At 41.6% G+C, this 17,706-nt stretch carries 15 protein-coding genes; 3 read left to right on the forward strand and 12 right to left on the reverse strand.

What is annotated here, in order from left to right:
- Positions 1 to 29: 29 nt before the first annotated feature.
- The 3 genes from ligA to AA0X71_RS21450 form a co-directional block, all read right to left on the reverse strand.
- The gene (gene ligA / locus AA0X71_RS21440; protein WP_413357294.1) at positions 30 to 2,045 is read right to left on the reverse strand and encodes an NAD-dependent DNA ligase LigA; all 2,016 of its coding nucleotides are present in this window, start codon (positions 2,043 to 2,045) and stop codon (positions 30 to 32) included.
- An 18-nt stretch (positions 2,046 to 2,063) separates the two neighbouring features.
- The gene (pcrA, locus tag AA0X71_RS21445; protein WP_413357295.1) at positions 2,064 to 4,277 is read right to left on the reverse strand and encodes a DNA helicase PcrA; all 2,214 of its coding nucleotides are present in this window, start codon (positions 4,275 to 4,277) and stop codon (positions 2,064 to 2,066) included.
- Between the two features lie 66 nt (positions 4,278 to 4,343).
- Positions 4,344 to 5,021, reverse strand: a complete 678-nt coding sequence (locus AA0X71_RS21450) for a heptaprenylglyceryl phosphate synthase (RefSeq protein WP_413357296.1) — start codon at positions 5,019 to 5,021, stop codon at positions 4,344 to 4,346.
- A gap of 195 nt (positions 5,022 to 5,216) precedes the next feature.
- On the opposite strand from AA0X71_RS21450, the gene AA0X71_RS21455 reads away from it, so the two are divergent.
- Positions 5,217 to 5,513, forward strand: coding sequence for a hypothetical protein (locus AA0X71_RS21455; protein ID WP_413357297.1), 297 nt, complete (start codon positions 5,217 to 5,219; stop codon positions 5,511 to 5,513).
- A gap of 78 nt (positions 5,514 to 5,591) precedes the next feature.
- Here the strand turns inward: AA0X71_RS21455 and AA0X71_RS21460 are convergent, their stop codons facing one another.
- The 3 genes from AA0X71_RS21460 to AA0X71_RS21470 all read right to left on the reverse strand — a co-directional run bounded on the left by AA0X71_RS21460 (position 5,592) and on the right by AA0X71_RS21470 (position 8,921).
- Positions 5,592 to 5,891: a YerC/YecD family TrpR-related protein gene (locus AA0X71_RS21460; protein WP_413357298.1), complete on the reverse strand. Its 300-nt coding sequence runs from the start codon at positions 5,889 to 5,891 to the stop codon at positions 5,592 to 5,594.
- 198 nt (positions 5,892 to 6,089) lie between these two features.
- Positions 6,090 to 7,139: a DUF3048 domain-containing protein gene (locus AA0X71_RS21465; RefSeq protein ID WP_413357299.1), complete on the reverse strand. Its 1,050-nt coding sequence runs from the start codon at positions 7,137 to 7,139 to the stop codon at positions 6,090 to 6,092.
- A gap of 39 nt (positions 7,140 to 7,178) precedes the next feature.
- A complete protein-coding gene (locus tag AA0X71_RS21470; RefSeq protein ID WP_413357300.1) occupies positions 7,179 to 8,921 on the reverse strand; it encodes an adenine deaminase C-terminal domain-containing protein in 1,743 nt (580 codons plus the stop codon).
- A 203-nt stretch (positions 8,922 to 9,124) separates the two neighbouring features.
- Between AA0X71_RS21470 and AA0X71_RS21475 the strand changes: the two genes are divergently transcribed.
- Positions 9,125 to 9,400 carry a DUF2892 domain-containing protein gene (locus AA0X71_RS21475; protein WP_413357301.1) on the forward strand — a complete coding sequence of 92 codons (276 nt, stop codon included), beginning with the start codon at positions 9,125 to 9,127 and terminating at the stop codon, positions 9,398 to 9,400.
- 64 nt (positions 9,401 to 9,464) lie between these two features.
- Positions 9,465 to 9,554, forward strand: a complete 90-nt coding sequence (locus AA0X71_RS21480; protein ID WP_413362714.1) for an EYxxD motif small membrane protein — start codon at positions 9,465 to 9,467, stop codon at positions 9,552 to 9,554.
- On the opposite strand, the gene purD is transcribed toward AA0X71_RS21480, so the two are convergent.
- The 6 genes from purD to purL form a co-directional block, all read right to left on the reverse strand.
- Positions 9,532 to 10,797, reverse strand: a complete 1,266-nt coding sequence (gene purD / locus AA0X71_RS21485) for a phosphoribosylamine--glycine ligase (protein WP_413362716.1) — start codon at positions 10,795 to 10,797, stop codon at positions 9,532 to 9,534. The genes AA0X71_RS21480 and purD overlap by 23 nt on opposite strands.
- Positions 10,798 to 10,819: 22 nt before the next feature.
- Complete coding sequence (gene purH / locus AA0X71_RS21490) at positions 10,820 to 12,355, reverse strand: bifunctional phosphoribosylaminoimidazolecarboxamide formyltransferase/IMP cyclohydrolase (protein ID WP_413357303.1); 1,536 nt, start codon at positions 12,353 to 12,355, stop codon at positions 10,820 to 10,822.
- A gap of 12 nt (positions 12,356 to 12,367) precedes the next feature.
- Positions 12,368 to 12,937 carry a phosphoribosylglycinamide formyltransferase gene (purN, locus tag AA0X71_RS21495; RefSeq protein WP_413357304.1) on the reverse strand — a complete coding sequence of 190 codons (570 nt, stop codon included), beginning with the start codon at positions 12,935 to 12,937 and terminating at the stop codon, positions 12,368 to 12,370.
- A gap of 11 nt (positions 12,938 to 12,948) precedes the next feature.
- The gene (gene purM, locus AA0X71_RS21500; protein ID WP_413357305.1) at positions 12,949 to 13,977 is read right to left on the reverse strand and encodes a phosphoribosylformylglycinamidine cyclo-ligase; all 1,029 of its coding nucleotides are present in this window, start codon (positions 13,975 to 13,977) and stop codon (positions 12,949 to 12,951) included.
- 73 nt (positions 13,978 to 14,050) lie between these two features.
- Positions 14,051 to 15,463, reverse strand: coding sequence for an amidophosphoribosyltransferase (purF, locus tag AA0X71_RS21505; RefSeq protein ID WP_413357306.1), 1,413 nt, complete (start codon positions 15,461 to 15,463; stop codon positions 14,051 to 14,053).
- Entirely contained in the window at positions 15,448 to 17,667 is a 2,220-nt protein-coding gene (purL, locus tag AA0X71_RS21510; protein WP_413357307.1) for a phosphoribosylformylglycinamidine synthase subunit PurL, read from the reverse strand. Before purL ends, purF begins: the two co-directional genes overlap by 16 nt.
- Positions 17,668 to 17,706 lie beyond the last annotated feature (39 nt).

The following is a 17,706-nucleotide window of genomic DNA, read 5'->3' on the forward strand; positions in this document are numbered from 1 at the left end:
TACATTCACCTCTTATTTTCTAATCTCCATTATTCTTGAGATTTTTTCAACTCTTCTACCATCTTCTCCTCGTTCCATACCTCAACACCCAGCTCTTCCGCCTTAGTTAGCTTCGAACCAGCATCTTCTCCAGCAATCACGAGATCTGTTTTCTTACTGACACTTCCGGAAACCTTTCCACCTAGCTTCTCAATCTCCTCTTTTGCCTCATTTCGTGATAGCTGCTCAAGCTTCCCTGTTAAAACAATTGTTTTCCCAGCAAAAAAGGATGTAGACTCTTCAATCGAAACTGGTTTTGGCCCCTTATATTCCGTATTCACTTCAATCGCCTTTAATTCCTCGATTAATTCCTTTACCTCATCAAGTTCAAAATAGGATACGATCGAGTCAGCCATTTTATCACCGATTTCATTGATAGCCGTTAATTCTTCATCAGTCGCTGCAGCAAGCTTGTCAATCGTGTTGAATTCAATCGCTAACGTTTTTGCTGCTTTTGCGCCTACATGTCTGATCCCTAACCCAAAGAGTAATCTTTCGAGTGAATTGCTTTTAGAAGCTTCGATCGCATTCAACAAATTGCTGACTGACTTTTCACCCATTCTTTCTAACGCTAAAAGCTGTTCCCTAGTCAGTTTGTAAATGTCCGCTACATCTTCAATTAATTGTTCAGCAAAAAGTTGACTGATAACCTTTTCGCCAAGACCATCAATATTCATCGCATCTCGAGAAACGAAATGAATCAGTCCTTCACGAATTTGTGCTGGACACTTCGGATTAATACAACGTAAAGCCACTTCCCCTTCCAGACGAACGAGCTCACTTTCACATTCTGGACAATGGGTCGGCATTTGAAAATCCATTTCCGCTCCAGTGCGGCTATCTGCTAACACATTGACCACTTCAGGAATGATATCTCCTGCCTTTTTCACGACAACCTGGTCGCCAATTTTTATATCTTTTTCACGAATGAGGTCTTCATTATGCAAGGAAGCACGCTGTACTGTCGTTCCAGCAACACGGACAGGGTCTAAAATCGCTGTTGGCGTTACGACACCTGTTCGTCCTACACTTAGCTCAATTTCCCTAAGCGTTGTCACGACTTCTTCTGCAGGGAATTTATAAGCGATTGCCCAACGCGGACTTTTCGCCGTAAATCCGAGCGCTTTTTGCTGTTCTAATGAATCTACTTTAATGACGAGACCATCGATTTCATAAGGAAGATGTGGTCTTCTCTCAGCCCAGCCTTCGACAAACTGGAGTACTTCCTCGATTGTTTGGCACATCTTTCTTTCTTTATTTGTTTTGAACCCTAACTTATCTAAGTAATCCAGTGCCCCACTATGGGAAACCACTCCCGCTGCATCCGTATTGGCAATGCTATAGAGGAAAACATCTAAATTCCGTGAGGCAGCGATTTTTGTATCTAACTGTCTTAAAGAACCCGCCGCAGCATTACGTGGATTGGCAAAAGGTTCTTCTTCACGTTCTTTTTTCAGCTTATTTAATGCTTCAAAAGAGCGTTTCGGCATAAAGACTTCGCCGCGAACTTCAATCGACACAGGCTCATTTAAACGCAATGGAATCGAGCGAATCGTTCGTAAGTTTGCCGTAATATCCTCTCCTGTTGTTCCATCACCACGAGTTGCTCCACGAACGAACAACCCATTTTCATAGCGCAAAGAAACAGCGAGGCCATCAATTTTCAACTCACAAACATAGGAGTGCTTTTCGCCTACAGCTTGTGTAACACGACGATCAAAATCGCGTAGATCCTGATCATTAAACGCATTTCCAAGACTCAACATTGGAATTTCATGCTGAACCTTTTCAAATAAGTCAAGGACCTGACCCCCTACCCGTTGTGTAGGAGAATCAGAAGTCTTCAACTGTGGAAATTGTTCCTCAATCTGTATCAGTTCTTGCATGAGTCGATCATATTCTGCATCTGGAACAGATGGTTTATCTAATACATGGTATTCATAATTGTATTGATTTAATTTTTGATGAAGTTCTCTCACTTCTTTTTCTGCCGTTTGAAGGTCCATCTTTCCCAACCCTTTCACTTACACTTTTTGAATTGGAGCAAACTTTGCGAGAAGTCTCTTAATCCCTACTGGACTTGGAAAAGCAATATCTAACTCCATGCTTTCACCTTCTCCTTTGACACTAACAACGGTACCGACTCCCCATTTTCCGTGCTGTGCCTTGTCTCCAACAGCCCATCCTAATCCTTCTCCACCGGTAGAGGTTGGCACAGGTCTCTTAACTGCCGCTCTCATCGTTGGTCGTGATGGTGCGGCAAATGGGGATGGAGATGAAGCTCTCCCTTTCGGCTGAACCCCTTCTAATAACTCTTCTGGAATTTCATTGATAAAGCGTGAAGGAGGGTTCATATTCGTCCGCCCAAATAGGGTACGCATTTGTGCATTTGTAATATAAAGTTCTTCCTCTGCACGGGTAATTCCTACATAAGCAAGGCGACGTTCCTCTTCCATTTCCGCTTCTTCCATTAAGGAGCGACTATGTGGAAATACCCCTTCCTCTAATCCCATTAAAAAGACGGCTGGAAATTCTAATCCTTTTGCCGAATGGAGTGTCATTAAGACGACTTGATCAGTCTTTTCCCCATCATCTTCCAGTTTATCAATATCAGCAACTAGAGCTAAATCTGTTAAAAAGCCAACTAAGCTCTTATCTTCGCTTCCGTCTTCAAAGCTCTTCGTTACGGATAAAAATTCATCGATATTCTCCAGTCGGCTTTCAGACTCTAGTGATTTCTCTGCTTTCAATAGTTCCCGGTAGCCTGTCTTTTCGAGCACTTCTTCCACCAGTTCAGTAACGGAAAGATACTCTTGCATGTTAGTGTAGCCTTTGACTAATTCACGAAATTCAGCAGCTGCCTTCGTGATTTTTGGACTTAATCCAATGAGCTCTACCGATTCTAAAGCATCAAACATTGAGATATCATGGAGGTTGGCGAAATTAGCAATTTTGTCGATCGAGCTTGAACCAATTCCGCGCTTCGGTACATTGATGACCCTTTGCAAACTGATATCATCATCTGGATTAGCAATTAATCTAAGATAGGCAAGAATATCTTTAATCTCTTTACGGTCATAGAACTTGATTCCACCGACAATCGCATAACCAATATTTGATTTGAGCAGTACTTCCTCCATCACACGGGATTGCGCATTCGTGCGGTAGAGAATCGCAAAATCAGAATAGGAACGCTTGCCACTGTCGACTTGCTCTTTAATTTTTCCAGCAACAAATTGCGCTTCTGTTTGCTCACTGTCCGCCCGATAGTAATAGATTTTATTGCCATCCATATTTTCGGTCCAAAGATTCTTCGGTTTACGGTTTAGATTGTTCTTAATGACTTCATTGGCTGCATTTAGTATCGTCTTGGTCGAGCGGTAGTTTTGTTCTAGTAAAATAACGCTTGCTCGCGGGTAATCTTTTTCAAAGGAAAGGATATTGGCGATGTCCGCTCCCCTCCAACGATAAATCGACTGGTCAGAGTCCCCCACTACACAAAGATTTTGAAAGCGACTTGCCATTAATTTCACAAGCATATATTGAGCACGGTTTGTATCCTGATACTCATCGACGTGAATATATTGAAATTTACGTTGATAAAATTCAAGTACTTCTGGTACTCTTTGAAAAAGCTGAATCGTTATCATAATCAAATCATCGAAATCAAGAGCTTGATTTTTCCGGAGCCTTTTTTGATAAAGCTCGTACACATCTGCAACAACCTGTTCATAGTAGCCTCCAGCTGTTTTGCTGAATTCCTCAGGTGTAGTCAATTCGTTTTTGGCGCTACTTATCGCACCTAAAATGGCCCGAGGGTCAAACTTTTTCGGGTCAATATTCTTTTCCTTCAGGATTCCTTTAATGACTGATTGCTGATCGGTCGAATCCAAAATCGTAAAATTTCGATTATAGCCAATTCGATCAATATCACGTCGGAGGATTCTTACACACATCGAGTGGAAGGTCGAAATCCAAATTTCGTCGGCTACTCCACCCATCATTTTGTAAATACGTTCCTTCATTTCTCTTGCGGCTTTATTGGTAAAGGTAATCGCAAGAATATTGTACGGATTCACTCGTTTTTCGACCATTAAGTAGGCAATCCGATGCGTTAACACTCTTGTTTTTCCACTACCTGCGCCCGCCATAAGGAGCAATGGACCTTCTGTCGTCTTCACAGCTCTTTGCTGCTCTGGATTCAAACCATTTAATAATTTATCTGTTAAGTATTGCATTCCTTCACCACCACACAAACATATGTTCTTGTTTCTATTGTATATGACTTAGACTCTGCCATCAATTTATATTTTGACCGTTTCAAGAGCTTTTTGAATATCAGCATAAATAATATTTCCCACGACGATGACGTCAGCATGTGCTGCCATCTCTTTCGCCTGTTCTAGGCTCTCAATTCCCCCACCGTAAAAAAGGACGGTGTGCTCGAGCACATTTTTCGCTTCTTGAACGGTTTGAACGTCTCCATATGAACCACTGTACTCTAGGTAAAAAATAGGCAGGTGGAACATATTTTCCGCTAATCTTGCGTATGCTGCCACATCATCACTGGTTAGGTTGACATTCGCTTTTGTTAGCTTGGCTACCTTACAATCTTCATTTAGAATACAATAGCCTTGAACGAGAATCTCATCCCAATTCATAATATGTCCGTATTGTTTCACCGCTTCATGATGCAATTCAATTAACCATTTGGAATCTGGGCTATTTAATACTGAGGGAATGAAATAAAAGTCGAAGCCAGGGGTAATCGATTCAATATTAGAAACCTCTAAAACACAAGGAACCGTGTATCTTCGAACTCTCGCCATTAAGTCTAGTACCTTCTCTAAGGTCACATCGTCCGTACCACCGACAATGATCGCATCTGTTCCAGATTCACATATTTTTTCAAGATTTTCATCGGAAATTTCTTTATTAGGATCCAGCTTAAACGCATGGCGCCAGTCACGAATATCGTACACGTACTACTTCCTCCAAATCGAGTATATTTCAATCGATGAAGATACATCGTTTTCTATATGGACAAATCCATACTCCATTACACCATTATAGCATTTGTTAAAGGGAATAAAAAATGGTAAAAGGTCTTGTTTTCGTGCAATGATCTTGTTTTTATGTAGGGTTGGGGAGAATGTTGGTTTTTGGGAGAGGCGAGGGTGCTGATTGCGGGGGGTTCGCTGTTGATTGCGGGTCTTTTCGAGTTTATTGCGGGGGTTTCGCTGTTGATTGCGGGGGTTTCGCTGTTGATTGCGGGGGTTTCGCTGTTGATTGCGGGGGTTTCGCCGTTAATTGCGGGTCTATTCGAGTTTATTGCGGGGATTTCGCCGTTAATTGCGGGTCTTTTCGGGTTTATTGCGGGGGTTTCGGGGATAATTGCGGGTAAATCAAGAATAATTGCGGATTTGGGCATTTTAGCGGAAATTCAAGTAGTGTCTAACTGGACTTGTGGCTAGGATCGCACGTCCGGCAGTCTTCCCTTAAAAAACAAATAAAAACCGAGGACGATTTGACCATCCTCGGTTTCTTGCATTTTACACTTCTTCTTCTTTAATCCGTTCAAGTGCTAGTTCATAGGCGTCATTTCCATAATTTAAGCAACGTTTTACGCGTGAGATGGTGGCTGTGCTCGCACCTGTTTCAGTCTCAATTTTATGATATGTTTTTCCTTCACGTAGCATGCGTGCTACTTCAAGGCGTTGTGCCAAAGACTGAATTTCATTCACTGTGCATAAATCATCAAAAAAACGATAGCATTCCTCTAAATCTTTGAGTGACAAGACCGCATTGAATAATTGATCCAGTTCTTTTCCTCTTAATTTTTCAATTTGCATACATTTACCCCTTTTAGGCAATTTTCTATTTCTATTTCGCTGTTTTCGTATAGATTGTGGTTTTTCATAAAAACCCAGAACCCGGTTTTACCCTATATATTTCAATTACTGCTATACATTAAGTGTGCGACGGCACTTTTCGCTTCCTCTTTTAGTCTCTAATTTAAAGTAATAATGGTTGCCAAAAGAGTCTTCTATTTATTCCGTAAATGAAACCACATTTTCAATACCTTGGTCTGACGGGACCACATTGACCCACGTTTTCCCTGGTACGAAGCCAACCTCTTGTCCGTTTGCATCAAAAGGTAGAATCTTGCCATCAACATTTTTCCATTCGACTTCCTGCCATTGACCTCTTTGTAGGAGATAAGCTTTTCCACCTGAAGTTAAATCAATCTCACGTCGACCATAATCATCAATGAGTCGATGGTCTGCTTCCACAACGAAAATATTGTCTAACAACACAGGTTCACTAGAATCCAAGTCTTCTGTCCGTTCACCGTTTGAATAACGTTCATACTTCTTCGTTTCTTCATCATACTCGAAAATAACATTGAACAGATTGCTTGAATAATAAGACACTTGTGCCGTCTTAGCACTTGAACCAGCAAGCGTATCGGTTTCCTCTTCTGTTAAGAAAGGCAACGTAGATGGAGGAACATCCATGTTATAGCCAAGGTTGTCAGCACCCTTTAAAATGCTCTCCGTCGTAATATAAGAATTATGAGGAGCAACCCGATTGCTATCTCTCTTAAATAAGGAACCATCGTACTGCATCCCGTTGATATTGTCGACATAGCCACTATCTAGCATTTCCTTCGCTTCAGGGCTATAGCCATGAGCAATATACAATGCGTCATATCCTTTAGCTAAATCAATATAGTAGTCTCTCGCACTTCTCACCGGGCCGATACGATCGGCTTCCTCACTTTGAAAAACAGCTAGAAAACGAGTAACATTGCCTTCAGCCAGTAACTCATAGACAATATCCGCTTTATGCAAGCCAGATTGCGGTCTTGCTTTCGGATCGTTGTTCACCATTACAGCATAAGCACGATTCGTTGATTCTTCCTTCACACCCATTCCTGTTAATGGATATTGGTAGGCAAACGCCTCAACAGAATCTTCTTTGTTCACTTCTTCATTTATAGGTTTTTCTTGATGTTCTTGTACAGTTTCTTCACTATTACTACAGCCAGCTAGTAAAAAGAATGCTGTTGCCGTAGCATACATCCATTTACGTTTCATTGTGCACCCCTTACATTTGCGCATGTACTCTTTTATATTTTAACGCATTATCGTTGGAAAGAGTACCATTTTATTCATTACGTCATACATCCCCTGTTGAGTTACTCGAATATAAGGCAAGTGTGTAGAGGTGAAAAACAAGAGAGAATAGACTGGATCATTGAATTTATAGCCTCTTTCAACCAAATAGGAAGACAACTTTTTCTCTTCAACGATAAGTTCTTCAACACTCTTATTCGACATAACTCCTTTAAGTGGAAGCGGAATTTCAAGAACAATTTCTTCATTCTCACTGAAGACAATTCCACCACCTATTTCTTTTAGCCGTCTAAAAGCTCGTATCATCTCATTCTTGTTTTTCCCGATTAGAACAATATCTCCTGTATTGGTAAAAGAACTAGCGAGTCCTGGGAGATTATTCGCAAACCCTTTTAGAACTGTGTTCGTTCTCCAATTCCCGTCTTTATCAATGAGCATAAAGAAGCATTCATCATGAGTGTCGGGAAGCTCATCATTATTAACATCAATAGAGATCGAATATGGCTTTGTAATGACTGAACTCTCCATTTTAATCCCAAAAGGCATCGAAAATTGCATATCGTCATGTGTTAAATCCCATTCAATATTTAGAGGTTCAAGTCCATGTGTTTCCCAATTTATCTCCTCGTATACATCGACATTTTCCCCATCACGTTTCACCCATTTTCCTTTTGCAAGGACAGATACTGGTGTTGGATTCTTCTCATCACTAAGGAAATTAATATTTGCTACCCTTCCTGTCGCAATGTTGCCGTGTAAATATTCTAGATTAAAATAGCGCGCTACATTAATCGTTGCCATATTATATGCATCGATAACCGGAACACCCTTTTCAATCGCAATTCGAATCATATTATCAATAATACCCTGTTCATAAAATGACGCCGAAGATCCATCAGTATTAAACATAAAGTGATCGTAATGTTCAATCCCTAATTCATGAATTTCATCAAGAAGGACTGGTAAATCAGGTCGAATCGAAGAATGTCTCAATGACACCATATAACCTTGCATTAATCGATCATAAACCTCTTTCCCCGAAATCGCTTCATGGTCACAATCTGCTCCAAACAACGTCATTTTTGCTAATGTTTTTTCCGAAGCTCCTGGAAAATGCCCTTCGATTTTCTTTCTCATTCTTTTTGTTTCTTGAATCCAGTGAAGCATTAAGTCATCACCGTCTAAAAGTTTTGGCCACCCAGTCAATTCGCCGCCTTGTAAGACCGCGTCATGCTCGAGCCATGATTTTACACTAGAATGAGAGAATGTATCTACCTCATCCAAAATCTCGGTTTGCGAGTCGAAACGACACCACCAATACATCGTCGTTGGAATGTTCCGCAGCTCCCTCAATAAAGAAAACGCTTTCTTTTTGTCTAACTGTAAAACGAGCGCCATGTTGTCATTAATTAAGGTAGTCGTTCCAAACTGGGATGCATATCGAGCTAATGAATGGGGATTATATAAATGAAATGGGTGAGCATGAGGTTCAATATAACCGGGAACGAGTGTCTGTCCCTTACAATCAACAATCTCACAGTTGCCTGTATTTTCAGGCAATTTTTCACCTACATAAATGATGCGATCCTCGTAAATCCAAATATTTGCAGTGATCCATTTGCGAAGTACTTGATTTAAATAGCGAGCATTTTTCAATAATATGGTTGGTGACAATTTCCCATCAATGACGGAGACATGCTCACGAATATGTTTGTTTTTCCAACGATAACGTTGTTCTAGCACAATGCTTCCCTCCCCTTTGAAGTTTTCGATGATGTATATACATTGGCTTATATTTTTAATGAAATAGAATTGTTCCATAATAAAATGATATGAAAGTAAATTGAAAAGCTTTCCATCATTTTTATTTATACTACCATATTTTGTTGTTTAACTCATTAAAGAATTAAAAAATTATGTTAAAAAATTGTGAAGGAGTATTGATTATGGAAATAAAACAAAATATTGGGATCTTAAATGCCCTTATTCGCATCACTTGCGGGCTAACAATTCTCGCTTGGAGCACTGCTAAAATGGTGAAAAGACCTTGGAGAAGTACATTTTTAATAACAGCGATCCTCGGTGCTATGAAAGTGGGTGAAGGCATCGTTCGTTATTGTCCTGTAACATCGCTCATACAAGAAGGAATGAAAATGGTTCCCCAAAAGGAAGATGAGGAAGATTCCTTTCAAGAAACCATCGTCCCTTATAATCCGACTTAAATATCTCCCCCTTGTCTAGAGGGGGAAAGGAGTTGTAATTATGTTCTGGGAATACGTAACCGATATGTCATTCGTACTTATCATCTTAATCGGGAGTATTGTTGCCCTATGCTATGCCTTTATGAGAAGGTCTAAAAGGAAACATATGCGATAGCTTTGAAGCCGATATCTTTACGATAAAAGACGCCATCACAATTGAGTTTAGTAAGTTCTTCATAGGCTGTTTCTTGGGCTTTTGCTAGCGTATCTGCTTTTGCTCCAACAAGTAAGACACGACCGCCATTTGTGAGAAATTGGCCTGATGCTCCCATTTCTGTACCTGCGTGGAACACAAACCCCTCTACCTCATCTAACCCATTTAATTCTGCCCCTTTTTCATACGCTTCAGGGTAACCGTTGGAAGCGACGACCACACCGATCATCGATTGAGTATCCCACTCAATTACAGGGGTTTCTCCATTAATTACATCGAGCATGACCTGCACTAAATCAGACTTCATTCTTGGAAGAATCACTTGCGTTTCTGGATCACCAAAACGAGCATTAAATTCAATCACTTTTGGCCCTTTTTCCGTTTGAATTAATCCTGCATATAAGATTCCACAGAAGCTACGGCCTTCTTCTACAAGTGCTTTGGCAGCAGGTTTTACAATTGTCTCTACTGCTAGTTGAATATCTTCTTCGCCAATTTGTGGTACAGGTGAGTAAGCACCCATTCCACCTGTGTTCGGTCCTTTATCGCCATCAAAGGCTCTTTTATGATCCTGAGCTATTTCCAGCGGAACAACATTTTCGCCGTTTACAAAGGCCATTAAGGAGAATTCTTCTCCTGCAAGAAATTCTTCAACGACAACGGTCGATGATGCCTCGCCAAATTTAGAGTCCTCCAGCATTTCCTTCAAACTATTTAACGCCTCTTCTAAGTCAAGCGCAACGGTTACACCTTTGCCTGCTGCAAGTCCATCTGCTTTGATGACAATCGGAGCACCTTTTTCTAAAACATATTGTCGTGCTGCTTCATAGTCACTGAATACCTCATATTCGGCTGTCGGAATAGAATACTTTTTCATTAAGTCTTTGGCAAACGATTTACTTCCCTCGATCTCAGCTGCGTTCTGATTTGGTCCAAATACCGGAAGTCCTGCCTCACGAAATTTATCTGCAAGCCCTGCCAACAACGGAACTTCTGGCCCAATGATCGTTAATCCGACTTCTTCTGTCTTAGCAAACTGAACGAGCTTGTCTAATTCTGTTTCTTCAATCTTAATAAGCTCTGCTACATCTACCATTCCGGCGTTTCCAGGTGCAACAAACACTTGTTCAACCTGTGGACTTTCGCTCACCGTTTGACAAATCGCATGCTCACGGCCACCACGTCCAATAACCAATACCTTCACTTTCGCCAACCTCCGATCCTTATTAATGTTTAAAATGTCTAACTCCAGTAAACACCATGGCAATGCCATATTCGTCCGCTTTTTTGATGGAATCCTCATCACGAACAGAGCCACCTGGTTGAATAATCGCTTTAATTCCTGCCTTCGCTGCTGCCTCTACTGTATCGTCCATGGGGAAAAATGCATCTGACGCAAGAACAGCATCTTCCGCTTTTGCTCCTGCTTGCTCTAGAGCAATTTTTGCCGCACCGACACGATTCATTTGTCCAGCACCAATTCCCAATGTCATATCGCCATTATTGACGACAATCGCATTTGATTTCACGTGCTTGACAATTTTCCAGCCAAGCTCTAATGCCTTCATTTCTTCATCTGTAGGCTTGCGTTTCGTTGGAATCGTTACATTAGCGTCTTTTAGGCCAAATCGATCCTGCTCTTGTACAAGCAAACCACCTTCAATGGAAGTTAACTTCACTTCCTCTTTCGCCTTTTCATCAAATGGAATCGTTAGGAGACGAAGGTTTTTCTTACCTGTTAAAATCTCAATCGCTTCTTCTGAAAAAGATGGGGCGATGATGATTTCTAAAAAGATTTCATGTAGCTTTTCTGCTGTTGCTTTATCGACTTCACGGTTGAGGGCAATAATTCCACCAAAAATTGAAATAGGGTCTGCTGCGAAAGCTTTCGTAAAAGCAGAATATACATCTTCTCCTGTCCCCACACCACACGGGTTCATATGTTTAACGGCAACAGCGGCAGGCTCAGTGAACTCTTTTACAATTTGAAGAGCTGCATCGGCATCATTGATATTATTATAAGAAAGCTCTTTACCATGTAATTGAGTCGCATTAGCAATGGAGAAGACAGAGCCTAGTGGTTTACGATAGAAAGCCGCCTTTTGATGTGGGTTTTCACCATAACGTAAAGATTGCTTTAATTCATACGTCACAGTTAACGTTTCTGGCGTCTCTTCACCAGCAAGTTCCGTCATATATTCAGCGATCAACGCATCATATGCCGCCGTATGTCTAAACACTTTTGCAGCTAGCTTACGACGAGTTTCTTTTTGAACTTCACCAGTAGCCTTCAACTCTTCAATAACGGTTGTGTAATCAATTGGATCGACGACCACTGTCACATATTCATGATTTTTCGCCGATGCGCGTAACATCGTTGGCCCACCAATATCGATATTTTCAATCGCTGCTTCAACGGTCACATCTGTCTTCGCAATCGTCTGTTGAAACGGATATAAATTGACGCATACAACATGAATAGGTTGGATTTGATGCTCAGAAAGTTGTTCCTGATGGCTCGCCTCTGAAAACTTCGCCAACAATCCACCATGAATCATCGGGTTAAGTGTTTTCACCCGTCCTTCAAGAATTTCCGGAAAGCCCGTAACCTCACTTACACTCATAACAGGAATACCAGCTTCTTCAATGGTCTTTTTCGTACCACCAGTACTGATAATTTCAAAATCGAGTTCGTGTAATTGCTTCGCAAATTCGGTAATTCCAGCTTTATCAGATACGCTTATGAGTGCTCTCTTTTTCATCACAAAATCCCCCTAATAATTGTATAAAAGTTGTTGGATGACTTGCGGGTATAGCTCGTGTTCCACTTGATGTATTTTCGTTTGGAGACTTTCTTTCGTTTCCTGTTCACTAATTTCGATCGCTTTCTGTGCGATAATCGGTCCAGTGTCCATTCCAGCATCGACAAAATGAACTGTTACTCCACTTACTTTTACCTGCGCATGTAAGGCTTGACCAATCGCATCCTTACCAGGAAAAGCAGGTAGAAGAGAAGGATGAATATTAACAATTTTCCCTTCAAACTCATTTAAAAGTGTTGTACCAATCAGACGCATATACCCGGCAAGAACAATGAAATCCACTTCATGCTTTTGCAATTTTTTTAAGATCTCTTTTTCGTACGCTTCTTTGCTTTCGTACTCTTTTGCATTAAAAACAAAAGAAGGGATCTGTTCATTTTTTGCTCGTTCAATCGCATAGGCTCCTGACTTATCACAAACAAGTAGAGAGATGTCGGCGTGGAGCTCACCTTTTTTAACGGCTTCAATAATAGCTTGAAAATTACTTCCACTCCCGGAAGCAAAGATGGCAATCTTTTTCATGGTAACCTCCGCTATTCCTTAATCAGTACCCCTTCTTGTTCAGTCACAATGCCCATTACATAGGCTTTTTCTCCAAGCTCAGTAAACAACTCAATTATGGCTTTAGCATCTGCTTCATTCACAGCCAGCACCATGCCCGTACCCATATTGAAGATATTATACATTTCTTGACGTTCAAGCTTTCCTAATCTTTCCATTAGCGAAAAGATTGGCGGAACGGTCCAAGTACTTTCTGATAGCTCAGCTCCAAATCCATCCGGTAGCATGCGTGGAATATTTTCAACAAATCCTCCACCTGTAATATGGGAGATTCCTTTAATCTCGAATTTACGAATAGCTTCTAAGAGCGGCTTCACATAAATCCTTGTTGGACGTAAAAGCTCGTCTCCAAGCTTACAGCCCAGCTCCTCCACCTCATCTTCAAGGGACATTCCCGCTTGTTCAAAGAAAATTTTTCGGACCAATGAGTAGCCGTTGCTATGGATTCCATTTGAAGCCAAACCGATTAAGACATCCCCAGGTTTAATATTCTTTCCTGTAATAATATCCTTTTTCTCACAGGCTCCTACAGAAAATCCTGCTAAATCATATTCATCTTCACTGTACATCCCAGGCATTTCCGCAGTCTCTCCACCGACAAGTGCACAGCCTGCTTGTTCACATCCATCAGCAATCCCTTTGACAATAGCCTCAATCTTCTCAGGCGCAGCCTTTCCACAAGCAATATAATCTAAAAAGTAAAGAGGCTCAGCCCCTTGAACGACAATATCATTGACACACATGGCTACTGCATCAATGCCGATCGTGTCATGTTTATCCATGAGGAAAGCGAGCATCAACTTCGTGCCCACTCCATCTGTACCCGATACAAGAACCGGTTCTTTCAGATTAAGGGATGATAAATCAAACATTCCACCAAATCCGCCAAGTCCCCCCATTACTCCTGGACGAATCGTGCGGTTCACATGCTTCTTCATTCTTGTAACCGCCTCATAGCCGGCCTCTATATCAACACCTGCTTGCCTATAAGCATTGGCCATGTTAGGACCTCCTAGTTAGTGAATTTTCAAATAGAAAAGCGGCATATAGTGTGCCGCTTATCATGCTTTTTACTTAAACCTTTTCATACATTTTCGCTGTACTTGGATAGATCTCCGTTGGATATTTACCTGTAAAGCAAGCAAGGCATTGACCACAATTTTCATCAGGACTTACCTTGCCGATTCCATCTAGTAAGCCTTCTACACTTAAAAAGGTTAACGTATCAGCACCAATGATTTCACGCATTTCTTCGACAGAATGGCTAGCTGCCATAAGTTCTTCCTTAGAAGATGTATCAATTCCATAGAAGCATGGATTTTTAATCGGTGGTGAACTGATTACAACATGTACTTCTGTTGCACCAGCTTCCTTCAACATCGTTACGATTCTGCGGCTCGTCGTTCCACGAACAATCGAATCGTCGACCATGATCACTCTCTTGCCTTCTACGACACCACGAACAGCCGAAAGTTTCATTTTTACCCCTTGCTCACGCAATGATTGAGAGGGCTGGATAAACGTTCTACCGACATACTTATTTTTAATCAAGCCCATTTCATAAGGAATGCCAGACTCTTCCGCATAACCGATTGCAGCAGAAATACTAGAATCAGGAACACCAGTAACAACGTCTGCTTCAATCGGCACTTCAATCGCCAATCTTTTCCCTAGATTTTTACGAGCTGTATGAACATTGATTCCTTGAATATCACTATCTGGTCGAGAAAAATAAACATATTCCATCGAACACATTGCTTGATTAGCAGGCATCGCGTAGCGTTCAGAACGAATTCCTTCGTCATCTATGATCACTAATTCTCCTGCCTCAACATCACGAACAAAGCTAGCACCGACTACATCTAATGCACATGTTTCAGAAGCTACTACATAAGCATCTCCTAAGCGACCGATGGAAAGTGGACGCATGCCATTCGGATCGAGTGCAATCATCAGCTGTGTTTCTGTCATAATTAGAAACGCATAAGCCCCTTTTAACATCGTCAAAGCATTTTGGACCTGTTCTATAAGCGGCGCATTGCCACCACGTCTAATTAGATGGGCAAGTACCTCTGTATCAGAACTTGTTTGAAAAATACTCCCTTGTCCTTCGAGCTGGCGCTTTAACGCTGTTGCATTGACCAAATTTCCGTTATGAGCAAGTGCTAGACTTCCAGATTGAGAGTGGAAAAGGAGCGGTTGCACGTTCTCAAAACCACCGCCCCCTGCAGTTGCGTAGCGAACATGGCCGATGGCCCCTGTTCCTGTTAATTGCTCAATTGCCTCTGCTGTGAAAATCTCGGCAACAAGCCCTTCTCCTTTTACCCCTTTTAGCTTCTGACCGTCTGTGACAACCATTCCGGTTCCTTCTTGCCCCCGATGTTGCAGGGTGTGTAAACCGTAATAGGTGATTTGGGCAGCATCAGGATGCCCCCATACACCAAAAATGCCACATTCCTCATTCAATCCCCTTATTTCAGCAAGCATGGGATAGCCCCTTTCCAAGCAGCCTCTAAATCTACCACTTTCTGATCAAGAACAAGCTTGTCATCGGCATAGATTTCAAGGTTAGATGTATTTGTCGTTTCACCGATTAACTGAGCATTCACGAAGCTTTCAAATTGTGCTTGGTTTTCTTTTTTCACAGATACTAAGAAACGAGATTGTGATTCACTGAAAAGGGCTGAAGTCACATCCCCATCTACCTTCACTTTCACACCAAGTTCAGTCGATCCCATTAACCCTTCAGCTAACGCAACCGCTAGACCACCCTCTGCAAGATCATGAGCAGAAGCTACTACTCCGGCACGGATTGCCGCTAGCACACTCTTTTGATTCTGTTCTTCCAGATCAAGGTCAATTTCTGGAGCTTTACCAAAAATTCTTCCATATGTGAGCTTTTGCAATTCACTTCCACCAAACTCAGGCTTCGTTTCCCCCACTAGATAGATGAGGTCTCCAGCGTTCTTAAAGTTTTGTGTCGTAACATGAGCAAGGTTTTCGACAAGCCCGACCATTCCAACTACAGGAGTTGGATAGATCGCAGTACCGTTCGTTTCATTATAGAGGGATACATTTCCACCGATAACCGGTGCATTAAGCTTCGTACAAGCTGCACTCATCCCGTCTACTGCTTTCTCAAACTGCCAGAAAATTTCTGGTTTCTCTGGATTCCCGAAATTCAAGCAGTCGGTAATCGCTAACGGTTCCCCTCCAGAAGCAACAATATTTCTTGCTGCCTCAGCAACTGCAATTTTCCCACCTGTTTCTGGGTCTAAATAGATATATCTTGAATTACAGTCTGTTGTCATCGCCAACGCTTTTTCTGTCCCACGAATGCGGACAATCGCAGCATCTGATCCTGGTGCCACCACTGTATTCGTACGAACCATATAGTCATATTGGTCATATACCCATTCTTTGCTAGCAATGGTTGATTGCTTTAAAAGCTGAATGAGCGTTTCATTGTGATCTTCCACTGCTGGAACATCATTTTCCATCGCTTGGAACTCACGGAAATATTCCGGTTCAAGTGAAGGCTTATGGTATACTGGTGCATCTTCTGCAAGGGCATCTGCCGAGACATTGGCTACAACCTCGCCCTTGTGAATGAGACGAAGCATTTTATCGTCTGTTACTTGACCAATAGCTACCGCTTCTAAATCATATTTTGAAAATAAGTCTACAATTTCTTGTTCTCTACCTTTTTTCACAACGATCAACATGCGCTCTTGAGATTCAGATAGCATCATTTCGTAGGCAGTCATTCCTGTTTCACGTTGTGGCACAAGGTCTAGATTCATTTCAATTCCTGAACCTGCTTTACTTGCCATCTCTGCAGAAGAACTAGTTAATCCTGCTGCTCCCATATCTTGTATCCCAACAAGGGCATCAGACTGAATTAATTCTAAGCACGCTTCAATGAGTAGCTTCTCCATGAATGGATCCCCAACTTGAACCGCTGGACGTTTTTCATCTGAATCCTCTGTTAACTCTTCTGATGCGAAGGTTGCCCCGTGAATACCATCTCGACCTGTCTTCGCACCAACATACATGACAGTATTGCCGATTCCATGAGCCTGACCTTTTTTTATATCCTTATGGTCAATTAACCCAACACACATCGCATTTACAAGTGGATTGCCTTCATAGCAAGGGTCAAATTGGATTTCTCCACCAACAGTTGGAATTCCAATGCAATTTCCATATCCTGCAATACCAGCTACAACTTCTTTAAAAAGGTAACGTACTCGGCTAGAGGCATCCAACTCTCCAAAACGTAAAGAGTTTAATAGAGCGATTGGTCTCGCACCCATTGAAAAGACGTCACGAATAATTCCACCAACACCTGTTGCGGCACCTTGATAAGGTTCTATCGCAGAAGGGTGATTATGGCTTTCGATTTTAAAAACAACCGCTTGTTCATCTCCGATATCAACGATACCAGCTCCCTCTCCAGGACCTTGGAGTACTCGCTCACCCTTAGTTGGAAACTTTCTTAATACCGGTTTTGAATTTTTATAACTACAATGCTCTGACCACATAACGGAAAAGAGACCTGTTTCTGTATAATTAGGAGTTCTTCCAAGGATTTTCTCTACATTCGCAAATTCCTCGTCAGTTAAACCCATTTCTCGATAAATTTTATCTTCTTTAATTTGTTCCGGACTTGGTTCAAGCATGATTGACATGTGCTTCCCTCCATAGTTTCACGATGACTGCTTTGTTTA

Origin of the sequence: Robertmurraya phoenicis (genome assembly GCF_047302285.1) — a bacterium.
Lineage (GTDB): Bacteria > Bacillota > Bacilli > Bacillales > Cytobacillaceae > Robertmurraya.

What these genes read in the sequence shown, in the direction of transcription:
- ligA (WP_413357294.1), bottom strand. Translation starts at nt 2,045, where the DNA reads ATGGACCTTCAAACGGCAGAAAAAGAAGTGAGAGAACTTCATCAAAAA.
- pcrA (WP_413357295.1), bottom strand. Translation starts at nt 4,277, where the DNA reads ATGCAATACTTAACAGATAAATTATTAAATGGTTTGAATCCAGAGCAG.
- AA0X71_RS21460 (WP_413357298.1), bottom strand. Translation starts at nt 5,891, where the DNA reads ATGCAAATTGAAAAATTAAGAGGAAAAGAACTGGATCAATTATTCAAT.
- AA0X71_RS21465 (WP_413357299.1), bottom strand. Translation starts at nt 7,139, where the DNA reads ATGAAACGTAAATGGATGTATGCTACGGCAACAGCATTCTTTTTACTA.
- AA0X71_RS21475 (WP_413357301.1), top strand. Translation starts at nt 9,125, where the DNA reads ATGGAAATAAAACAAAATATTGGGATCTTAAATGCCCTTATTCGCATC.
- AA0X71_RS21480 (WP_413362714.1), top strand. Translation starts at nt 9,465, where the DNA reads ATGTCATTCGTACTTATCATCTTAATCGGGAGTATTGTTGCCCTATGC.
- purH (WP_413357303.1), bottom strand. Translation starts at nt 12,355, where the DNA reads ATGAAAAAGAGAGCACTCATAAGCGTATCTGATAAAGCTGGAATTACC.
- purN (WP_413357304.1), bottom strand. Translation starts at nt 12,937, where the DNA reads ATGAAAAAGATTGCCATCTTTGCTTCCGGGAGTGGAAGTAATTTTCAA.
- purM (WP_413357305.1), bottom strand. Translation starts at nt 13,977, where the DNA reads ATGGCCAATGCTTATAGGCAAGCAGGTGTTGATATAGAGGCCGGCTAT.
- purF (WP_413357306.1), bottom strand. Translation starts at nt 15,463, where the DNA reads ATGCTTGCTGAAATAAGGGGATTGAATGAGGAATGTGGCATTTTTGGT.
- purL (WP_413357307.1), bottom strand. Translation starts at nt 17,667, where the DNA reads ATGTCAATCATGCTTGAACCAAGTCCGGAACAAATTAAAGAAGATAAA.